This is a genomic window from Natronomonas salsuginis (genome assembly GCF_005239135.1).
Taxonomy (GTDB): Archaea; Halobacteriota; Halobacteria; order Halobacteriales; family Haloarculaceae; genus Natronomonas; species Natronomonas salsuginis.
The window spans coordinates 95,298-111,869 of the sequence record NZ_QKNX01000006.1 but is presented as its reverse complement, the minus strand read 5'-3'; the positions used below and the strand labels follow the sequence as shown (position 1 = coordinate 111,869).

General features: G+C 65.5%; 16 protein-coding genes and 1 tRNA gene. 11 read left to right on the top strand and 6 right to left on the bottom strand.

Annotation, left to right across the window (positions count from 1 at the left end):
- Positions 1–27: 27 nt before the first annotated feature.
- Both DM868_RS13250 and samp2 read right to left on the bottom strand, forming a co-directional pair.
- Positions 28–393 carry a GNAT family N-acetyltransferase gene (locus DM868_RS13250; RefSeq protein ID WP_137277314.1) on the bottom strand — a complete coding sequence of 122 codons (366 nt, stop codon included), beginning with the start codon at positions 391–393 and terminating at the stop codon, positions 28–30.
- Positions 390–590: a ubiquitin-like small modifier protein SAMP2 gene (gene samp2, locus DM868_RS13245; protein WP_137277313.1), complete on the bottom strand. Its 201-nt coding sequence runs from the start codon at positions 588–590 to the stop codon at positions 390–392. Before samp2 ends, DM868_RS13250 begins: the two co-directional genes overlap by 4 nt.
- A 98-nt stretch (positions 591–688) precedes the next feature.
- Here samp2 and DM868_RS13240 point away from each other — a divergent pair, with 98 nt between their 5' ends.
- From DM868_RS13240 to DM868_RS13195, 10 genes are all read left to right on the top strand, one after another.
- Positions 689–1,663: a replication factor C small subunit gene (locus DM868_RS13240; protein WP_137277312.1), complete on the top strand. Its 975-nt coding sequence runs from the start codon at positions 689–691 to the stop codon at positions 1,661–1,663.
- Between the two features lie 56 nt (positions 1,664–1,719).
- A complete protein-coding gene (locus tag DM868_RS13235; protein ID WP_137277311.1) occupies positions 1,720–1,899 on the top strand; it encodes a hypothetical protein in 180 nt (59 codons plus the stop codon).
- Positions 1,900–1,942: 43 nt separating this feature from the next.
- Positions 1,943–3,691 carry a helicase C-terminal domain-containing protein gene (locus DM868_RS13230; protein WP_137277310.1) on the top strand — a complete coding sequence of 583 codons (1,749 nt, stop codon included), beginning with the start codon at positions 1,943–1,945 and terminating at the stop codon, positions 3,689–3,691.
- A gap of 74 nt (positions 3,692–3,765) precedes the next feature.
- The gene (locus DM868_RS13225) at positions 3,766–4,956 is read left to right on the top strand and encodes an MFS transporter (RefSeq protein WP_137277309.1); all 1,191 of its coding nucleotides are present in this window, start codon (positions 3,766–3,768) and stop codon (positions 4,954–4,956) included.
- A gap of 78 nt (positions 4,957–5,034) precedes the next feature.
- Positions 5,035–6,147 carry a pyridoxal-phosphate-dependent aminotransferase family protein gene (locus DM868_RS13220; RefSeq protein WP_137277308.1) on the top strand — a complete coding sequence of 371 codons (1,113 nt, stop codon included), beginning with the start codon at positions 5,035–5,037 and terminating at the stop codon, positions 6,145–6,147.
- Positions 6,148–6,226: 79 nt separating this feature from the next.
- The gene (ligA, locus tag DM868_RS13215) at positions 6,227–8,299 is read left to right on the top strand and encodes an NAD-dependent DNA ligase LigA (protein WP_137277307.1); all 2,073 of its coding nucleotides are present in this window, start codon (positions 6,227–6,229) and stop codon (positions 8,297–8,299) included.
- A gap of 219 nt (positions 8,300–8,518) precedes the next feature.
- Positions 8,519–9,121 carry a PspA-associated protein PspAB gene (gene pspAB, locus DM868_RS13210; RefSeq protein ID WP_137277306.1) on the top strand — a complete coding sequence of 201 codons (603 nt, stop codon included), beginning with the start codon at positions 8,519–8,521 and terminating at the stop codon, positions 9,119–9,121.
- 132 nt (positions 9,122–9,253) lie between these two features.
- Positions 9,254–10,291 carry a DNA repair and recombination protein RadA gene (radA, locus tag DM868_RS13205; RefSeq protein ID WP_137277305.1) on the top strand — a complete coding sequence of 346 codons (1,038 nt, stop codon included), beginning with the start codon at positions 9,254–9,256 and terminating at the stop codon, positions 10,289–10,291.
- Positions 10,292–10,390: 99 nt separating this feature from the next.
- Positions 10,391–10,463: transfer RNA gene (locus tag DM868_RS13200), tRNA-Asp, on the top strand.
- A 412-nt stretch (positions 10,464–10,875) separates the two neighbouring features.
- Complete coding sequence (locus DM868_RS13195; protein ID WP_137277304.1) at positions 10,876–11,325, top strand: pyridoxamine 5'-phosphate oxidase family protein; 450 nt, start codon at positions 10,876–10,878, stop codon at positions 11,323–11,325.
- A gap of 20 nt (positions 11,326–11,345) precedes the next feature.
- Here DM868_RS13195 and DM868_RS13190 read toward each other — a convergent pair whose 3' ends face one another.
- The gene (locus DM868_RS13190) at positions 11,346–12,650 is read right to left on the bottom strand and encodes an RNB domain-containing ribonuclease (RefSeq protein ID WP_137277303.1); all 1,305 of its coding nucleotides are present in this window, start codon (positions 12,648–12,650) and stop codon (positions 11,346–11,348) included.
- A gap of 65 nt (positions 12,651–12,715) precedes the next feature.
- Positions 12,716–13,021 (bottom strand): DUF7562 family protein, encoded by a 306-nt coding sequence (locus DM868_RS13185; RefSeq protein WP_137277302.1) that lies wholly within the window; start codon positions 13,019–13,021, stop codon positions 12,716–12,718.
- A 108-nt stretch (positions 13,022–13,129) separates the two neighbouring features.
- On the opposite strand from DM868_RS13185, the gene DM868_RS13180 reads away from it, so the two are divergent.
- Complete coding sequence (locus DM868_RS13180; RefSeq protein WP_137277301.1) at positions 13,130–14,221, top strand: aminopeptidase; 1,092 nt, start codon at positions 13,130–13,132, stop codon at positions 14,219–14,221.
- Between the two features lie 464 nt (positions 14,222–14,685).
- Here DM868_RS13180 and DM868_RS13175 read toward each other — a convergent pair whose 3' ends face one another.
- Both DM868_RS13175 and DM868_RS13170 read right to left on the bottom strand, forming a co-directional pair.
- Positions 14,686–15,429 carry an SDR family oxidoreductase gene (locus tag DM868_RS13175; RefSeq protein ID WP_137277300.1) on the bottom strand — a complete coding sequence of 248 codons (744 nt, stop codon included), beginning with the start codon at positions 15,427–15,429 and terminating at the stop codon, positions 14,686–14,688.
- A gap of 51 nt (positions 15,430–15,480) precedes the next feature.
- Entirely contained in the window at positions 15,481–16,347 is an 867-nt protein-coding gene (locus DM868_RS13170; protein ID WP_137277299.1) for an alpha/beta fold hydrolase, read from the bottom strand.
- Positions 16,348–16,572: the final 225 nt, after the last annotated feature.

Below are 16,572 nucleotides of genomic sequence, written 5' to 3'. Positions count from 1 at the left end.
AGACGCGGGGGCGAGGCTCATCACGATTTATAGCCACCCCCGGCATCGGCCGGCCGAACACCGAACCTCGAACCCGAGCGCCGTATAAAAGGGCCGAACCGCCGGATCGAAGCCAGCGATCAAGTGAGGCCGCCGCCGTGCCGCCGCTTCGATGAGTCGCCTGCCGATCCCCTGTCCGCGGCGGCCGGGGCGAACGGCGACGGCCTCGATCTCCGGACCGCGGAGGGCGAGCGCACCGAGGATCCGATCATCCGCGACGGCGACGAGGACGGCGGACCGTCTCACGAGGCCGCGATCGACCTCCAGCAGCGCGGCCTCGAGGATCGACCGGACGGGGACGTACTCGTCGGGGGTCGCGGCTCGGACCGTCACGGAAGACTCGGCGTCGGTCATCCACCCTTTATAAGCCGGATCACCCGAACCGAGTCCGCGTCGACGGGACGATCCTCCGGGACCGGGCGGTCGTCGACGAGGACCGACGCCTCGTGCGTCGAGAGGCCGACGGCGGCGAGCACGTCGCCGTAGGTCGCATCCGCGGCGAGGTCGAGTTCGTGAGTCCCCTCGCCGAGGACTTCACACGTCACGTCCATGCGCTCGCTACAACGGCGAGCGGTTTCAGCGTGCCGTTTGTCCACCGCAACGGCGGCCATCTCGGGGGCTTTATGCCCGACGGGAGCCACGTCCGGATATGAGCGAGGCCGCTGCCGAGGACCGTGGGCGGGAGATCTGGATCGAGAAGTACCGCCCCCAGACGCTCGACGACGTCGTCGGCCACGAGGCGATCACGGAACGGTTGCAGCAGTACATTAGCCAGCAAGATTTGCCCCATCTTCTGTTCGCCGGGCCGGCCGGAACCGGGAAAACTACTTCGGCGATCGCGGTCGCAAAGGAGATCTACGGCGACGACTGGCGCGAGAATTTCCTGGAGTTGAACGCCTCAGATCAGCGCGGGATCGACGTGGTCCGCGACCGGATCAAGAGCTTCGCGCGGGCCTCATTCGGCGGCTACGACCACCGGATCATCTTCCTCGACGAGGCCGACGCGCTCACGTCCGACGCCCAGTCAGCCCTTCGGCGGACGATGGAGCAGTTCTCCGATAACACCCGGTTCATCCTCTCGTGTAACTACTCCTCACAGATCATCGATCCGATCCAGTCGCGGTGTGCGGTGTTTCGGTTCTCGCCGTTGGGCGACGAGGCGATCGAAACGCAGATCGAGATCATCGCGAAGGCGGAGGGCATCGAGATCACCGACGGCGGGATGGACGCGCTCGTCTACGCCGCCGACGGCGACATGCGAAAGGCGATCAACGGGCTGCAGGCCGCCGCCGTCATGGGCGACGTGGTCGACGAGGAGGCCGTCTACACGATCACCTCGACGGCCCGGCCCGAGGAGATCCAGGAGATGGTGACGACCGCGCTCGCAGGCGATTTTACCGCGGCGCGCGCCCAGCTCGACACGCTGTTGACCGACGTCGGCATCGCCGGCGGCGACGTGATCGACCAGATGCACCGCTCGGTCTGGGAGTTCGAGATCGGCGACCGGGAGGCCGTCCGGCTCATGGAGCGGATCGGCGAGGCCGACTACCGGATCACCGCCGGCGCGAACGAGCAGATCCAGTTGGAGGCGCTGTTGGCGTCGCTGGCCCTCGAAGCGGAGTAGCGCCGATCGTTAACGACCGGAGATACGTTTATTGTCGTCGGCGATGCCACTCATATATGGTCGACGCAGTGACGGTAGTCGGGACGGTCTCGGTGCTCGCGACGGTGCTGATGGTGATCGCGGTGTTGTATCTGGTCGCCATCGAGATCCGGTCCGAGCGCGACGCGGGGGTCGAAACGATGGGGACCGAGACGACGGACATCGAGGCCACCGAGGCAGAGGGCGAAGACGCCTGACCGGATCCGATCACTTTAGAACCGCGCGGCCCGTCGGTCCGCCGTGGACGCATCGCGCATCGCCGCGGAGTTTCCGGCCCCGTCGTTTCGAGGCGCACAGGAGAAGGCGCTGAGTGACATCCGTGACGCCTTCGAGGCCGGCAACGACGTCGTGTTGGTCCGAGCGCCGACCGGGAGCGGCAAGTCGCTGCTGGCGCGGGCCATCGCGGGCTGTGCGCGACGCGACGGCGAGGACGCGCCGAGCCTGCCGACCGGCGCGTACTACACGACGCCGCAGGTCTCCCAACTGGACGACGTCGCCGGCGACGAGCTGCTCGAGGATCTGAACATCGTTCGGGGCAAGTCGAACTACTCGTGCATCCTGCCGGGGGACACTTCGACGCCGGTCAACCGCGCTCCCTGTGCGCGCGAGCGGGGGTTCAACTGCCCTGTCACGCACCGCTGTCCGTACTTCGCTGACCGGGCGACGGCCTCGAACGGCTCGATCGCGGCGATGACGCTCGCGTACTTCATGCAGACCGCCGGCAGCGAGGTGTTCGGCGAGCGCGACGTGGTCGTCATTGACGAGGCGCATGGGCTCTCCGAGTGGGCCGAGATGTACGCGACGATCGAGCTGTCGCCGGCAACCGTGCCTGTCTGGGGATCCCACCGGCCGCCGGAGATAGAGGATGTGTCGGACGTCGAACCCTACGCCGAGACGCTGATCGACGCCTGCGGCCGGCGACAGGAGGAGCTCCGCGGGCGCGTCGAGTTGAGCGAATCCGAAGCCGAGGAGCGCGACCAGCTGGCCGAGCTGATCCGCGATCTCGGGTGGTTCCTCGAGGATCTCAGAGACGCCGACAGTCCGACGGTCTGGGTCGCCGACCAGTCCGAGCGCGGGACCCACGAGGACCCGCGCGGCGGCGCGGTTCAGATCAAACCGCTCGATCCGGCCAGATATCTCCACCACACCGTCTGGAACCGCGGAGCGAAGTTCGCGCTGTTGTCGGCGACGATGCTCGACAAGAAGGCGTTCTGTCGCGGGGCGGGGCTCGATCCAGCGACGGTCACGATGGTCGACGTCCCCCACACGTTTCCGGTCGAGAACCGCCCGCTGTACGACGTGACGCGCGGGAAGATGACCTACGAGCACCGCGACGAGACGCTGCCGAAGGTGGCCCGAACGATCGTCCGGTTGATAGCGAAACACGACGACGAGAAAGGCCTGATCCACGCCCACTCGTACGCCATCGCCGAACGCCTCTTCGAGTTGCTCGAGGAGTTCGGCGTCGGCGATCGGATCCGGAGACACGACACCGAGAACCGCGACGCCGCGCTGTCGGGGTGGAAGCGCGACGGCGATCCGGACGTGTTCATCTCCGTGAAGATGGAGGAGGCGCTGGATCTCCGTGGCGACCTCTGTCGGTGGCAGGTGCTCTGTAAGGCTCCCTATCCGAACACGAACGACTCGCGGGTCGCCCGCCGGCTGGAGGACGGTCAGTGGGGCTGGTACTACCGGGCGGCGCTCCGGACGGTGATCCAAGCGTGCGGTCGGGTCGTCCGGGCACCGGACGACTACGGGGCGACGTACCTCGCCGACAGCTCGCTGCTCGACCTGTTCGATCGGGCGCGAACCGACATGCCGCCGTGGTTCGAAGCGCAGGTCGACCGGCTCGAAGCCCCCGATCTACCGCCGTTCGATCCCGCGCTGGCGCTCGGCGACGCCGACCGAACGAACCGCGGCCGACGCCGCTCGAACGCGACGCGGAACATCGACGACCACCCGCTGTCCGACGTGTGGGGCGACGGCTAGCGACGGCGCGTCGCGGCGCTCCCGACCCATCGAATGTAACTGCGTACAAGTAGTCCCCGGCCCAATCGGCTCGCGTGGGAAACACAGAGCGTGCCCGGCTCGCCGCGGTCGTCTTCGTCGTGCTCTTCACGCAGCTGTTGGTCTACCCCGGCGTCGATCGGCTGGTCGAAGCGCTGGGCGGCGCGCCGTCGATCGACGCGGGGACCGCGTTTTTGGCCGTCCAGCTGCTGGCGTTCGTCCTGTTTTCGGTCGTCTGGGGTGCGGTGTCGGATCGGACCGGACGGCGCGTGCCGTTCATCGTCCTCGGGGCGATCGGTGGAGCGACGACGTACCTCGTCTTGTCGGCGACGGTGCTGTTCGGATTCGGCGACTTCCGGACGGCGCTGGTCCTTCGGTTCGTCGAGGGGACGTTCACCATCGGCGCGTTCTCGCTCGCGATCACGATGCTGATGGATCTCGAGGGGGGACACGGCAAGAACATGGGCGCGGCGGGCATCGCGATCGGCGGGGGGGCCGCACTCGGTGCGCCGGTCGGCGGACAGCTATACGCGTTCGGTCCGCTCGCGCCGATCCTCGCCTCGGCCGTCCTGCTGTTGCTCGCCGCCGCGGTCGTCACGACGGTCCCCGACCGAGCGCGAGGCGACGGTCGGCGACTGCGGGAGACCCTCGGAAGCCTCCGGCGGACGCCCGTACTCATCGTCCCGTTCGCGTTCGGCTTCGCCGACCGCTTCGCCGCGGGGTTTTTCGGCCTCATCGGGACGTTCTACTTCCGCGACGCGTTCGGCCTCGATCCGGCCGGCATCGGGCTGTTACTCGCGTGCTTTTTTGTCCCCTTCGCGCTGTTGCAGTACCCGTTCGGATCGCTCTCCGATCGGATCGGACGGGTCGTTCCGATCGTCGCCGGTTCGGCCGGGTTCGGCGCCGCGATCGTCGGCGTCGGGATGGCACCGACTGTCCTTACCGCCGCCGTCGGAATGGTGGCGGTCGGGGTGCTCGGCGCGCTCGTCGCGCCCGCGACGATGGCGCTCGTCACTGATCTGGTCGACGCGACGGAGCGCGGCGCGGCGATGGGCGGGTTCAACATCTTCGGCAGTCTCGGATTCCTCGGCGGGATCGTCGGCGGCGGGTGGCTCGCGTCCCGGTACGACTATTTCGTCGCCTTCGTCGTCGCCGGCGGGATCGAGATCGCCATCGCGGTCGTCACGCTCCCGGTGTTGATCAGGGTCGTTCCGGACCCGACGGCGGCGTTTCGAACGAGGGAGTGACCCCATCGGGGCGAGCCGCCTGCGGATCAAAACTACCATGCGTTGTCCCCACGACATCGTACCTAACAGGTGACTCCCGTGACGAAAAAACGCGAATACAGAGACGACTACCCCGACAAGACGCTGTACATCCCTGGACCGACGGAGGTTCGCGACGACGTCATCGAGGCGATGTGCGAGCCGATGTTCGGCCACCGCATGGACCGGATGACGGATCTGTACACCACCATCGTCGAGGACACGAAGGAGTTCCTCGGCACGCAAAACGACGTCATCATCCTCACGGCGTCGGGGACGGAGTTCTGGGAGGCGTCGACGCTCAACCTCGTCGACGAGAACATCCTCGTGGCGACCTGCGGGAGTTTCAGCGAACGCCACGCCAACGTCGCCGAGCGACTCGGCAAGCGCGTCGACAGACTGGAGTACGAGTGGGGACAGGCGGTCAAGCCCGAGGACATCCGCGAAGCACTCGAAACGAGCGACAAACACTACGACGTCGTCGCCTGCGTGATGAACGAGAGTTCGACCGGCGTCCGGAACCCGATCGAGGAGATCGGCGACGTGGTCGCCGAGTATCCGGACACATACTTCGTCGTCGACGCGGTGTCGTCGCTCGGGGGCGACTACGTCGACATCGACGCACACGGCATCGACGTCATCTTCGCGTCCTCGCAGAAGGCCTTTGCCATGCCGCCGGGGCTGACGATCTGCGTCGTCAGCGACGACGCTTACGAACGCGAACTCGACAAGGAATCCGCGTCGTGGTACGGCGGCTTCCAGCGCTGTCTGGACTACTACGACCGGAAGGGACAGACCCACTCGACGCCGGCCATTCCGATCATGCTGGCCTACCGAAAACAGATGAAACACATGCTCGAGGAAGGCCACGAGGGTCGCTCGGAGCGCCACCGCGAGATGGCCGAGTACACCCGCGAATGGGCCGACGAGCACTTCGACATGTTCCCCGAGGCGGGCTACGAGTCCCAGACGGTCGCCTGTATCGAGAACACGCAGGGGATCGACGTCGCCGAAACGATCGAAACGGTTGACGAACGATACGACATGGCCTTCTCGAACGGCTACGGCTCCCAACTCGGCGAGAAGACGTTCCGCATCGGCCACATGGGCGAGCACACCGTCGAAAGCATCGAAGCGCTGACCGACGCCATCGAGGACGTCGCGGGGCTGTAGTCGCCGTTTGGGCCCATGGACGGTCGCTCCGACGATCGAACTGTCGCGGTTTTTCAACGTCGCTTTCGAAACACCACCAATGGACGAACCCGAGGACAACCCCTACGTTCGCGATCCGCCGCGGTCGTTCGAGTCGGTCTCCGATCTCGACCGCGAGACGGCCGAACGACAGGTCGACCGGCTCAGAGAGGCGCTTCGGTATCACGATTATCGATACTACCAGCTCGCCGATCCCGTGATCTCCGATCGAGCGTACGATACGCTGTTCACCCGACTCGTCGAGCTCGAATCGGCGTTCGGGCTGCACTCGGAGACGAGTCCCACACGGCGAGTCGGCGGGCAGCCGCTCGACCGACTCGAAACCGTCGAACACGTCGCTCCGATGCTCTCGATCGATTCGTCGGTCGAGGAAGCCGAGGTTCGGGAGTTCGACCGACGGGTCCGGGACCGGTTGGCCGACGCCGGCTACGATGGGCCGATCGAGTACCTCTGTGAGCCGAAGTTCGACGGCCTCTCCGTCGAGTTGGTCTACAAAGACGGCCGACTCGAACGGGCCGCGACACGCGGCGACGGGTTCGAGGGCGACGACGTGACTCGGAACGTCCGCACCGTTCGGTCGGTCCCGCTGGAACTTCACGGCGATCCGCCGGAGTTCCTCGCAGTGAGAGGTGAGGTGCTGATGCCGAAGAACGCGTTTCAAGCGCACAACCGCGAGCGGATCGAGCGCGGCGACGACCCGTTCGCGAACCCGCGAAACGCCGCTGCCGGAACGCTCAGGCAACTCGATCCGTCGGTCACCGCCGAGCGCCCGTTGACGTGTTTCGTCTTCGACATCCTCGACGGCGGCGGCCGCGAGTTCGAGACGCGGCTCGACGAACGCCGCGCGATCGATCGGTGGGGGTTTCGGACCGACGACCACTCGCGGCGCGTCGGGGATATCGATGGAGCCGTCGCGTTCCGTGAGGAGATGCTCGAGCTCCGCGACGATCTCGACTACGAGATCGACGGGACGGTGATCAAAGTCGATCGGACGGACGCCTGCGAGACACTTGGATCGACCGCCCGTGCGCCCCGGTGGGCATACGCCTACAAGTTCCCCGCTCGAACCGAGGTGACAACGGTTCGGGATATCGTCGTGCAGGTCGGACGAACGGGGCGAGTGACCCCGGTCGCGCTGCTCGATCCCGTCGAGGTGGGAGGCGTGGAAGTGTCCCGTGCGACGCTTCACAACCCGAAGCAGATCTCCGAGTTGGGCGTCGGCATCGGCGACACCGTCCGGATCAAGCGGGCGGGCGACGTTATCCCGTACGTCGAGGCGGTCGTCGATGGTGACGACAGAGGATTCGAGTTCCCGGACGCCTGTCCGGTCTGTGGGAGCCCGATCGAGCGGGACGGCCCGATCGCGTTCTGTACCGGTGGTGTCAGCTGTCCGGCGCAGCTCCGACGCGCGGTCCAGCACTACGCCTCCCGGTCGGGGCTCGACGTTGAGGGACTCGGGACGAAGACGGTCGATCAACTGATCGACGAGGGGGTGGTCGAACGTCTGCCGGACCTCTATGCGCTTTCGGTCGACGAACTGGCGTCGCTCGATGGCTGGGGGCAGACGAGCGCGGAAAACCTCCGTCGCGAGATCGAGGCGAGCCGGGAGCCGACGCTGGCCGAGTTCCTCTCCGCGCTCGGATTGCCGGGCGTCGGGCAGACGACGGCGGCCGACATCGCCCGCCACTTCGGGACGCTGGACGCGGTGCTGGCGGCCTCCGAAGGGGAACTTCAGGCGGTCGACGGGGTCGGATCGACCGTCGCGCGCGATGTCGCCGAATTCTTCGAGAACGAACGGAACCGCGCGATCATCGACGATCTCCTCGAAGCGGGCGTCGAACCGCAGCCGGTCGAAACCGCGGGCGACGAACTCGAGGGGGTAACGTTCGTCTTCACCGGATCGCTCGACGGGATGACACGCGAGGAAGCCCAAGAGTTGGTCGAGCGACACGGCGGATCGGCGACGTCGAGCGTGTCGGGCAACACGGACTACCTCGTCGTCGGAGCGAATCCGGGGCGGAGAAAACGCGATGCCGCGGACGAACACGGGATCGAGACGCTGGATCAATCCGAGTTCGAAGCGCTGCTCGCCGATCGCGGCGTCGAACGGTAACTGGCGAACAGGCGGAACGCGTCGACCGGTGACCCGTGCTCCGCGATAACGCTTTGCGCTCTCCCGCCTCGGCGGACCACCGACGGTCGCTCAGGACATACGGGCGCTGGCTTCGTCTCCGTATATGAACTGCCGGGTGGCGCGCGTACTGCGCGGTCGGGGACGTCAGGTACGAGTCGACGATAACGCCTATGCGGTTCGCGCCCCCGCTACTCGATGATGGGGCTCTTCGATGCAGTTCGACAGGCGCTCGGGTGGAGCGCGGAGACGGACGCGACTCGCGATGCGGACCCTGAGGATCTCTTCGGGATGTCCACGGCGTACGTGACGATGGAGGCAGATCTGGATTTCGTCCCCACGGGGGACGCGGCGCTTTGCTTTGGGAACGTCGAGAGCACCGCGTTCCGTGACGCTCGCCGGGAAGTCGAGGCGGTGCTCGAACTCGGCGAGGAAGAGACGGGGACCTCGGCGTCGTTCATCGAGGACAGCCACGGCTACAACTGGATCGTACTGCGAGATTCCGACTTCGAGAACCTCGTCACGAGCGTCCACTTCGCTTCCGATACGCTCATCGAGGAGGGGTTCGGCTCCAGACTGCTGGCGGCGCTGTTTTCGTTTGAACGGGACGACACGACGGCGTACTGGATCTACTCGTTCCGACGTGGAGCGTACTATCCGTTCGTTCCGACAGGGGGACGCGAGCGAGACGGCACCCTCGAGTTCAAACTCGAAAGCAATCTCGACGGCGAACTTGACGTGGAGGACGACACCTCGTACTGGTACCCGATGTGGCCCGAAGGCGATAGCCACCCCTGGGGCTGACCCCGCGTTCGAACGCGGAGTCGTACCTAAACGTTCGGAAATGCAATGAATCTCCCCCACCGCACTCGCGCGGTTTTACTTTCACCTAGCTGTTGACGAGGCTTTATGTATCGGGCGGTCACAGGGAAGAGTATGGCAGCAAGCACGGAGAACCTGGAGGAGCTTCCGGGAGTCGGTCCCGCGACCGCGGACAAACTGCGCGAGAACGGATACGATTCGTACCAGAGTATCGCAGTCGCCGGACCGGCCGAGCTTTCGAACACGGCGGATATCGGCGAATCGAACGCCAACGACATCATCCAAGCCGCCAGAAGCGCAGCAGATATCGGCGGCTTCGAAACGGGGGCGGACGTGCTCGAGCGCCGCGAACAGATCGGGAAGCTCAAGTGGCTCATCCCGGAGGTCGACGACATGCTCGGCGGCGGCGTCGAGACGCAATCGATCACCGAGGTGTACGGCGAGTTCGGGGCCGGAAAGTCCCAGATTACCCACCAGCTCGCAGTGAACGTCCAGTTGCCGAACGACGCCGGTGGCCTCCACGGGCGGTGCATTTTCATCGATAGCGAGGACACCTTCCGCCCCGAGCGGATCGAAGAGATGGTCCGCGGACTCTCCGATGAGGTCCTCGAAGCCGCGATGGAAGATCAGGAGATCGAGGGCGGCCCGAGCGACGACGACGCGATGGACGAGCTGATTCAGGCGTTCCTCGACAAGATCCACGTCGCCAAGGCGTTCAACTCGAACCACCAGATCCTGCTCGCCGAGAAGGCCAAAGAGATTGCCGCGGAGTACGAGGATGACGAGTACCCCGTCCGGCTCGTCTGTATCGACTCGCTGACGGCGCACTTCCGTGCGGAGTACGTCGGCCGCGGCGAGCTCGCGAACCGCCAACAGAAGCTCAACAAACACCTCCACGACATCGATCGGGTCGGCAACCTCTACAACGCCGCGACGGTCGTCACGAACCAGGTGCAGTCGAACCCAGACGCCTTCTTCGGTGACCCGACGAAGCCGATCGGCGGCAACATCCTCGGGCACAAATCGACGTTCCGGATGTACCTCAAGAAGTCCAAGGGGAACAAGCGGATCGTCAAACTCGTCGACGCACCAAACCTCCCGGACGGGGAGGCGGTCATGCGCGTCGAGGGCGCTGGACTGAAACCCGAGTAAGCCGGCACGACCCAACGCCGTCGGTGTGTGAGAACGAACCGCGGCGCCGTCCTTTGGAAAGCCTTAAGGTACAAACCCGGCTACGGACGGATGCAGGGAGCCCGGGTGGTGTAGTGGCCCATCATACGACCCTGTCACGGTCGTGACGCGGGTTCAAATCCCGCCTCGGGCGCCTCTTTGATTCCAACTCGCGAGTCTCCGGTTTGCTGTGTGGCGAGCACTCGGAGCAGAGTGCGGGTATCGGATGCGAGCGAAGTGAGCGGCCGTCCTCTTTCGGTTTAAATACCGCCTCAGTCGTATTTTCGATGAGCAGAGCGGTGGACCGTCGAACTCGGCGTGACGCCTAAACCACCGAGACGCTGGATAGTGTAGACCGATATTTCTGTCTACATGATCGCCCGACGGTGTGATGTGACGACTACGCCGAGGAGTCCAAAATCCCGAACCGCACAGCGCGGAGCCGCCGGCATTCGATGTGGATTTCGAGCGACGATCGTGATCGAGAGTCGATGCGCACCGAGTGACAATCGACGGTCGAGTGCGCTCTCGACGTGTATTATAACGCCGCGGATCGTAGTTCGCACATGCCAACTTGGACCGGCGCGTGGCCCGAAGCCGAGGCAGAGCGCTACCTAGCGGAGGCGACGGTTCCGATCCGACTCGCCTGCCGGACCCCGTCCGGTGGACTGTGGATGCTATCGCTGTGGTATCGTTACGACGACGGCGCGTTCCACTGCGCGACGGGCGCCAACGCTGACGTCGTCGAGTACCTCCGCGCCGATCCCGGCGTGGCGTTCGAGATCTCCGACAACGAGCCACCCTACCGGGGCGTTCGCGGGTCCGGCACGGTGACGATCGAACCGGACGACGACAAGGTACTGTTGGAAACGCTACTGACTCGGTATCTCGGCGGCACGGATAACGAGTTGGCGACGGGGCTGCTCGCCGCCGATCGTCGGGAGGTCCACATTCGGATCGAGCCGAAGAAGTGCTACACCTGGGATTTCTCCGAACGGATGGCGGACATCGAGTGATCGGTGGGTAGCGACGCGTTTCAGGCCGTGTACTGAGCGTCTTCGGCGTCCTCGACGACCTCGATACCGCGGTTGTTGACGGCGTGGGGATCGAGCCCGACCTCCTCGAGGAAGTCCTTGTAGATGCGCTCGCAGGTCTCGGCGTCTTTCTGTTTGTCGCTAGCGTGGTCGCAGAGCTCTGCGACTCCCTCAGGCACGTCGTTCGTGTAGATGATCCAGTGGTTGACGAGATCCGAAAGTCGGCGAATCGGCGAGGTGAAGTGGCCGTAGATCTCGAAGTTCAGCGCGTGGTGCCCGCCGAACGGATCGGACATGTACTTCGCGCGCGGCATCACCTTCATCACGGCCCACTGGATCTTGTTGAGCTGTCGGCCGGGTGCTTCTTCGAGCGTGGCGTTGACGGCCTTCCGAGGATCGTCCCACGCGTCGCCGGGGATCGAAACGCCGTCGAGTTCCTGAATCTCCGTGAGCGCCTCGTCCCACTCCTGGGGCGTCGGCTGGGGGTGAACGCGGAACATCGCCTCGAGGCCGCGGCTCCACTGGAGTTCGTGCGTGACGGCCTTGTTCGCCTTCAGCATGCACTCCTCGATGATCGTGTGGGCGCGATCGCGCTTGGGGTTGAGGACGAGCGAGCCGTCCTCCTTCCGCTGCTCGTGGAGTCGCTCCGCGAGCTCGTACGCCAGGTTGTTCTCGGCGTGCAGCGGCGCGTCGGAGTCGTCGAGGCGGTCCTCGCAGTCGTTGTACGTCTGGCGGGCGTCCGAGTGGATGACCGATTTGTAGATCTCGATCGACTCGTGCGAGAGCGTCTCGCCGTTGATGTGCATCTCGACGGTGTGGGCGAGCCGATCCTCGTTGGGAACGAGCGAACAGACGGTTTCGGCCAACACGGGTGGCAGCATATGGATCGTGCAGGCGGGGAGGTAGACCGTGTTCCCGCGCTTCGTCGCCTCCTCCCACATCGCGGTGTCCGGCGTCACGTAGTGGGTCACGTCGGCGATGTGGACCCACAGTCGGTACCCCTTCTCAGTGCGTTCGATCGAGATCGCGTCGTCGAAGTCCTGTGCGTCGGCGGGGTCGGTGGTCCACGTCGTCAGCTCGCGGAGGTCGCGGCGCTCCTCGAGTTCGGATTCGATGTCGCCCTCGGGGTCGGCGGCGCGGGTTTCGGCCTCCTCGAGCACCTCGCTCGGGAACTCGTCGCGGATCTCGAACTCCTCGAAGAGCTCCTCGCGTTTGTTCGCGAGGTGGCGGGCGAGTTCCTCGTCGATCCGGACGGGACCCTGCCCCTCAGCGGTGCCGGCGTACGCCTGTTCGTCGCGGTCAGTCATGCCGGACCTTGAGCGGTCGGACAGTTAGGCGTTGCGAGGCCACCGGTTCGGAGCCGCCTCCGGTCTCAGGGGCTTCGCTCGCGTTCGTCGCCCTCGTCGGGACCGCGCGTCAAATCGAGGGCGTCGTAGTAGCGCTCGACGAACCGGCGAGCGGAGACGGAGGCGCCATCGAGATCGACGAGCAACGATTCAAGGCCGCGGCGCGGTTGGTGGCAGAGATCGCGGTGACAGGGCTTACAGACGTACTCGAACGCCTTGTCGAGGCGATCCCACCGGTCGCCGTGTTTGTCGTACTCGCGGGCCTCAGTGCGGTCGAGCGTGTCGCCGCACGCGATGCAGACGACCTCGGTTCGATCGCGCCGACTCCACATGCGAGTGACTTCGGCGGGCGGGCACTTAGGCGTAGCACCCGTGTTCGGAGATCGAGAATGACGACCGCCACCACAAGCGTATAGATGCGCGCGTGAGGACGGTAGCGTATGGACCCGCGAATCAGAGAACACGCCGAGATCGTCGTCGATCACTCGACGAACGTCGAGCCCGGCGACAACGTCGTCATCAGCGCGCCGACCGTCGCCGAGAATCTCGCCGTCGCCCTCCACGAGGTCGTCGGCGATCGGGGCGCGACGCCGATCCACCTCGCGAGCGACAGCCGCGCCCAGCGGGCGTACCTCCGGTCGGTCGATGCGGAGAACCTCGACACGCCCACGCACGCGAAGGCCCTCTACGAGGAGAGCGACGTGCTCATCCGCGTCCGCGCGGAGGCGAACGCAACCGAACAGAGCGACGTTCCACCCGAAAAACAGGCCGCGCACGCGAAGGCCCGCCAGCCGGTGCAGGAGGTCGCGCTCTCGAAGCGGTGGTGTCTCACGCAGTTCCCCTCGCAGGCGAACGCCCAACTGGCCGGGATGAGCACGGAGGGCTACGAGAACTTCGTCTGGGACGCGATCAACAAAGACTGGGACGCCCAGCGGGAGTACCAAGCGCGGATGGTCGAGGTTCTCGACCCGGCGAGCGAGGTGCGGATCAAAAGCAGCGATGTGACCGACGTGACGATGTCCGTCGACGGGATGAAGACGCTCAACGATCACGCCGAGAAGAACCTGCCGGGCGGCGAGGTGTTCACCGCACCCGTTCCCGACAGCGTCGAGGGCGAGGTGCTGTTCGACATGCCGCTGTACCACCAGGGCCGCGAGATCACGAACGCACACCTGGTCTTCGAGGGTGGCGAGGTCGTCGAGCACGCGGCCGATAACAACGAGGACCTCCTGACCGAGGTGTTGAACACCGATCCCGGCGCGCGCAGGCTCGGGGAGTTGGGGATCGGGATGAACCGCGACATCGACCGCTTCACGTACAACATGCTGTTCGACGAGAAGATGGGCGACACCGTCCACATGGCGATCGGACGGGCCTACGACGAGTGCGTGGGGGAGGGACGGGAGGCCAACGAGTCGGCAGTTCACGTCGACATGATCGTCGACATGGCCGAAGAGTCGTTCATCGAGGTCGACGGGGAGATCGTCCAACGGAACGGCACGTTCCGCTTCGAGGACGACTTCGGAGAATAGCGTAGCCGATCGAAGCGTAGCTGACGGGCGAAAAATACGACGGAGCGCCCATCGGGGCGCTCCAGTCGATCCGAATGACAGGTCGTGAACCGACGACGGCCCAAAGGAGTCTGAGCCACGAGGAGCCGTCGATGGTCACCGTCGAAAGGTGTCGCGGCCGGCACACATGCCAATGGATGCCGGTTCGGGACGGAGCCGGCCGCGGAGCCGCGGTGTCTGAGCCGAATCTGTGCTAGGGTCTGTGACGAGACACCTCCGTCGAGCGGGGCCTTCCGGGCGGTATCCGTACGCCGCACCGTCCAGTTTCTCGCGAACGGGGTGAACGCACGTCGGTTGTTCCGGGCATTACAACCACACGTATACCCCGATACGTTATAAAACTTGCTTATTTTGAAATATTTGCGATCCGATACTGTCGCCCGGTCAGTATCAGCGGCGGATACTGGACATCCATCCAGCGCGACTCAAAGCACGGAGAACTTGTCGCGTCGGTACAGATCGAGCTCGCTCACCATCGCGTTCTCCTGGCCGGCGGCGAAGACGACGGCCTCGGCGACGTCCTCCGGTTCGATGGCCTCGTCCTCGTCGAAGCGTTCGGCAAAGCTCCGGCCCGTCTCGGCGGCGATCTCCGTGCGGACTTCGGAGGGGTTGATCGTGGTGACCGCGATGTCGCCGCCGGTCTGGGCGGCGACGCTCTGGGCGAACCCGCGGGCCCACCACTTCGTCGCGGCGTAGGCGGGGTTGTACGACCGGGCGTACTGGCCCGCGAAGCTCCCGATGAACACGATCGTCCCGCCCGACTCGCGGAGGTGCGGGAGGGCCGCTCGCGTCGCGAAGAACATCCCGTCGGCGTTCGTCTCCATCATGAGCCGGTACTTTTCGGTCGACAGCTCCTCGATGTCCCCGCCGACGACCACCCCCGCGTTGTTGAGAAGGATATCGAGCCCGCCGAACCGATCGACTGCGGTCTCGACGAGCGCCTCGACGCCGTCCTCGTCGCGGACGTTGGTCGGGACGGCGATGGCCGTCGCGTCGGTCTCGCGCTCGATCCGGTCGGCGAGCGCGTCGAGTCGTTCCTCGCGACGCGCAGCCAGCGTCACGTCCACACCCTCGCGGGCGAGCGCGAGCGCGGTTTCGCGGCCGATCCCCGAACTCGCGCCGGTCACGATGGCCGCGTCACCCGAAAGCGTCGAAGTCGTCTCTGCCATGGTATCGGCGTCGCCCGCGACGGTGTTAACAGTTTGCGGCGAGCGGACGACTCAGAGGAACGTCTCGAGCGCCGCGAGCGTCTCCTCGGGGGCCTCCTCGGGCAGGAAGTGCCCGCAGTCGAGTCCGCGCCCGCGAACGTCGCTCGCCCACCGCTCCCAGACGTCCAGCGGATCGAAGGAGACGGTCCCCGACCCGGCCCCCCAAAGCGCCAACATTGGACACTCGATTTTGTCGCCCGTGGCCCGGGACTCGCGGTCGTGGGCCGTGTCGACGTGAAAGCCCGCACGATAGTCCGCACAGCTCGCGCGGACGACGCTCGGCTGCTCGAAGCACCGGCGGTATTCGGCGAGCGCCTCGTCGGTGAACCCGTCCATGGAGGCGCTCCACCGCTCCATCATGTGCTCGAGGTAGAACGTCGGGTCGGCCCCGATGAGCGTCTCGGGCAGCGGGTACGCTTGGGCGAGAAACAGCCAGTGGTACATCGACTCGGCGTACTCGTAGTCCATGGCCTCGAACGTCTCGAGCGTCGGGATGATGTCGAGAGCGACGAAGCGCTCGACGCGCTCGGGCGCATCGAGCGTCAGTCGATACCCCACGCGAGCGCCGCGATCGTGACCGACGAGTCGGAATGTGTCGTGGCCGAGTTCGGCCATCAGCGCGGTCATATCGCCTGCCATCGATCGGTTCGAGTAATCCTCGGTCACGGGATCATCCGGACCGCGGCTGTCGCCGTAGCCGCGCAGATCGGGACAGACGACGGAGAATCGGTCCGCGAGTTCCGGCGCGACCGCGTGCCACATCGCGTGCGTTTCCGGATAGCCGTGTAAGAGCAACAGCGGCGGCCCCTCACCGTGGCGTCGCACCCGCAACGTCGCGTCGCCGACGTCGATCCGCTCGTCGGTGAAGTTTGTGAACATACGCCACGATCACCCCCGTTGCGCATCAACGTTGGGGCGAGACGGAGGTGGAGTCACCACGGTCGGTGCGGCGGGGCGATAATCTGCACGGGTTATTTGTTGATCGAACGCCTACCGACCCGATAGAAGCCGATCTCCCCGCGTGTAGCAATGAGTACCATCAGATTCGATCAGCGATCGAGGAACCGACTGGACCGAACGGGATCGACGTTCCCGCAACAACGT

Bases quoted from the DNA above. Each gene is read 5' to 3' on its own strand.
- DM868_RS13235 (WP_137277311.1), top strand. From the start codon at position 1,720: ATGGTCGACGCAGTGACGGTAGTCGGGACGGTCTCGGTGCTCGCGACG.
- DM868_RS13175 (WP_137277300.1), bottom strand. From the start codon at position 15,429: ATGGCAGAGACGACTTCGACGCTTTCGGGTGACGCGGCCATCGTGACC.
- DM868_RS13240 (WP_137277312.1), top strand. From the start codon at position 689: ATGAGCGAGGCCGCTGCCGAGGACCGTGGGCGGGAGATCTGGATCGAG.
- samp2 (WP_137277313.1), bottom strand. From the start codon at position 590: ATGGACGTGACGTGTGAAGTCCTCGGCGAGGGGACTCACGAACTCGAC.
- pspAB (WP_137277306.1), top strand. From the start codon at position 8,519: ATGGGGCTCTTCGATGCAGTTCGACAGGCGCTCGGGTGGAGCGCGGAG.
- DM868_RS13180 (WP_137277301.1), top strand. From the start codon at position 13,130: ATGGACCCGCGAATCAGAGAACACGCCGAGATCGTCGTCGATCACTCG.
- DM868_RS13195 (WP_137277304.1), top strand. From the start codon at position 10,876: ATGCCAACTTGGACCGGCGCGTGGCCCGAAGCCGAGGCAGAGCGCTAC.
- DM868_RS13185 (WP_137277302.1), bottom strand. From the start codon at position 13,021: ATGTGGAGTCGGCGCGATCGAACCGAGGTCGTCTGCATCGCGTGCGGC.
- ligA (WP_137277307.1), top strand. From the start codon at position 6,227: ATGGACGAACCCGAGGACAACCCCTACGTTCGCGATCCGCCGCGGTCG.
- DM868_RS13170 (WP_137277299.1), bottom strand. From the start codon at position 16,347: ATGTTCACAAACTTCACCGACGAGCGGATCGACGTCGGCGACGCGACG.
- DM868_RS13250 (WP_137277314.1), bottom strand. From the start codon at position 393: ATGACCGACGCCGAGTCTTCCGTGACGGTCCGAGCCGCGACCCCCGAC.
- DM868_RS13190 (WP_137277303.1), bottom strand. From the start codon at position 12,650: ATGACTGACCGCGACGAACAGGCGTACGCCGGCACCGCTGAGGGGCAG.
- radA (WP_137277305.1), top strand. From the start codon at position 9,254: ATGGCAGCAAGCACGGAGAACCTGGAGGAGCTTCCGGGAGTCGGTCCC.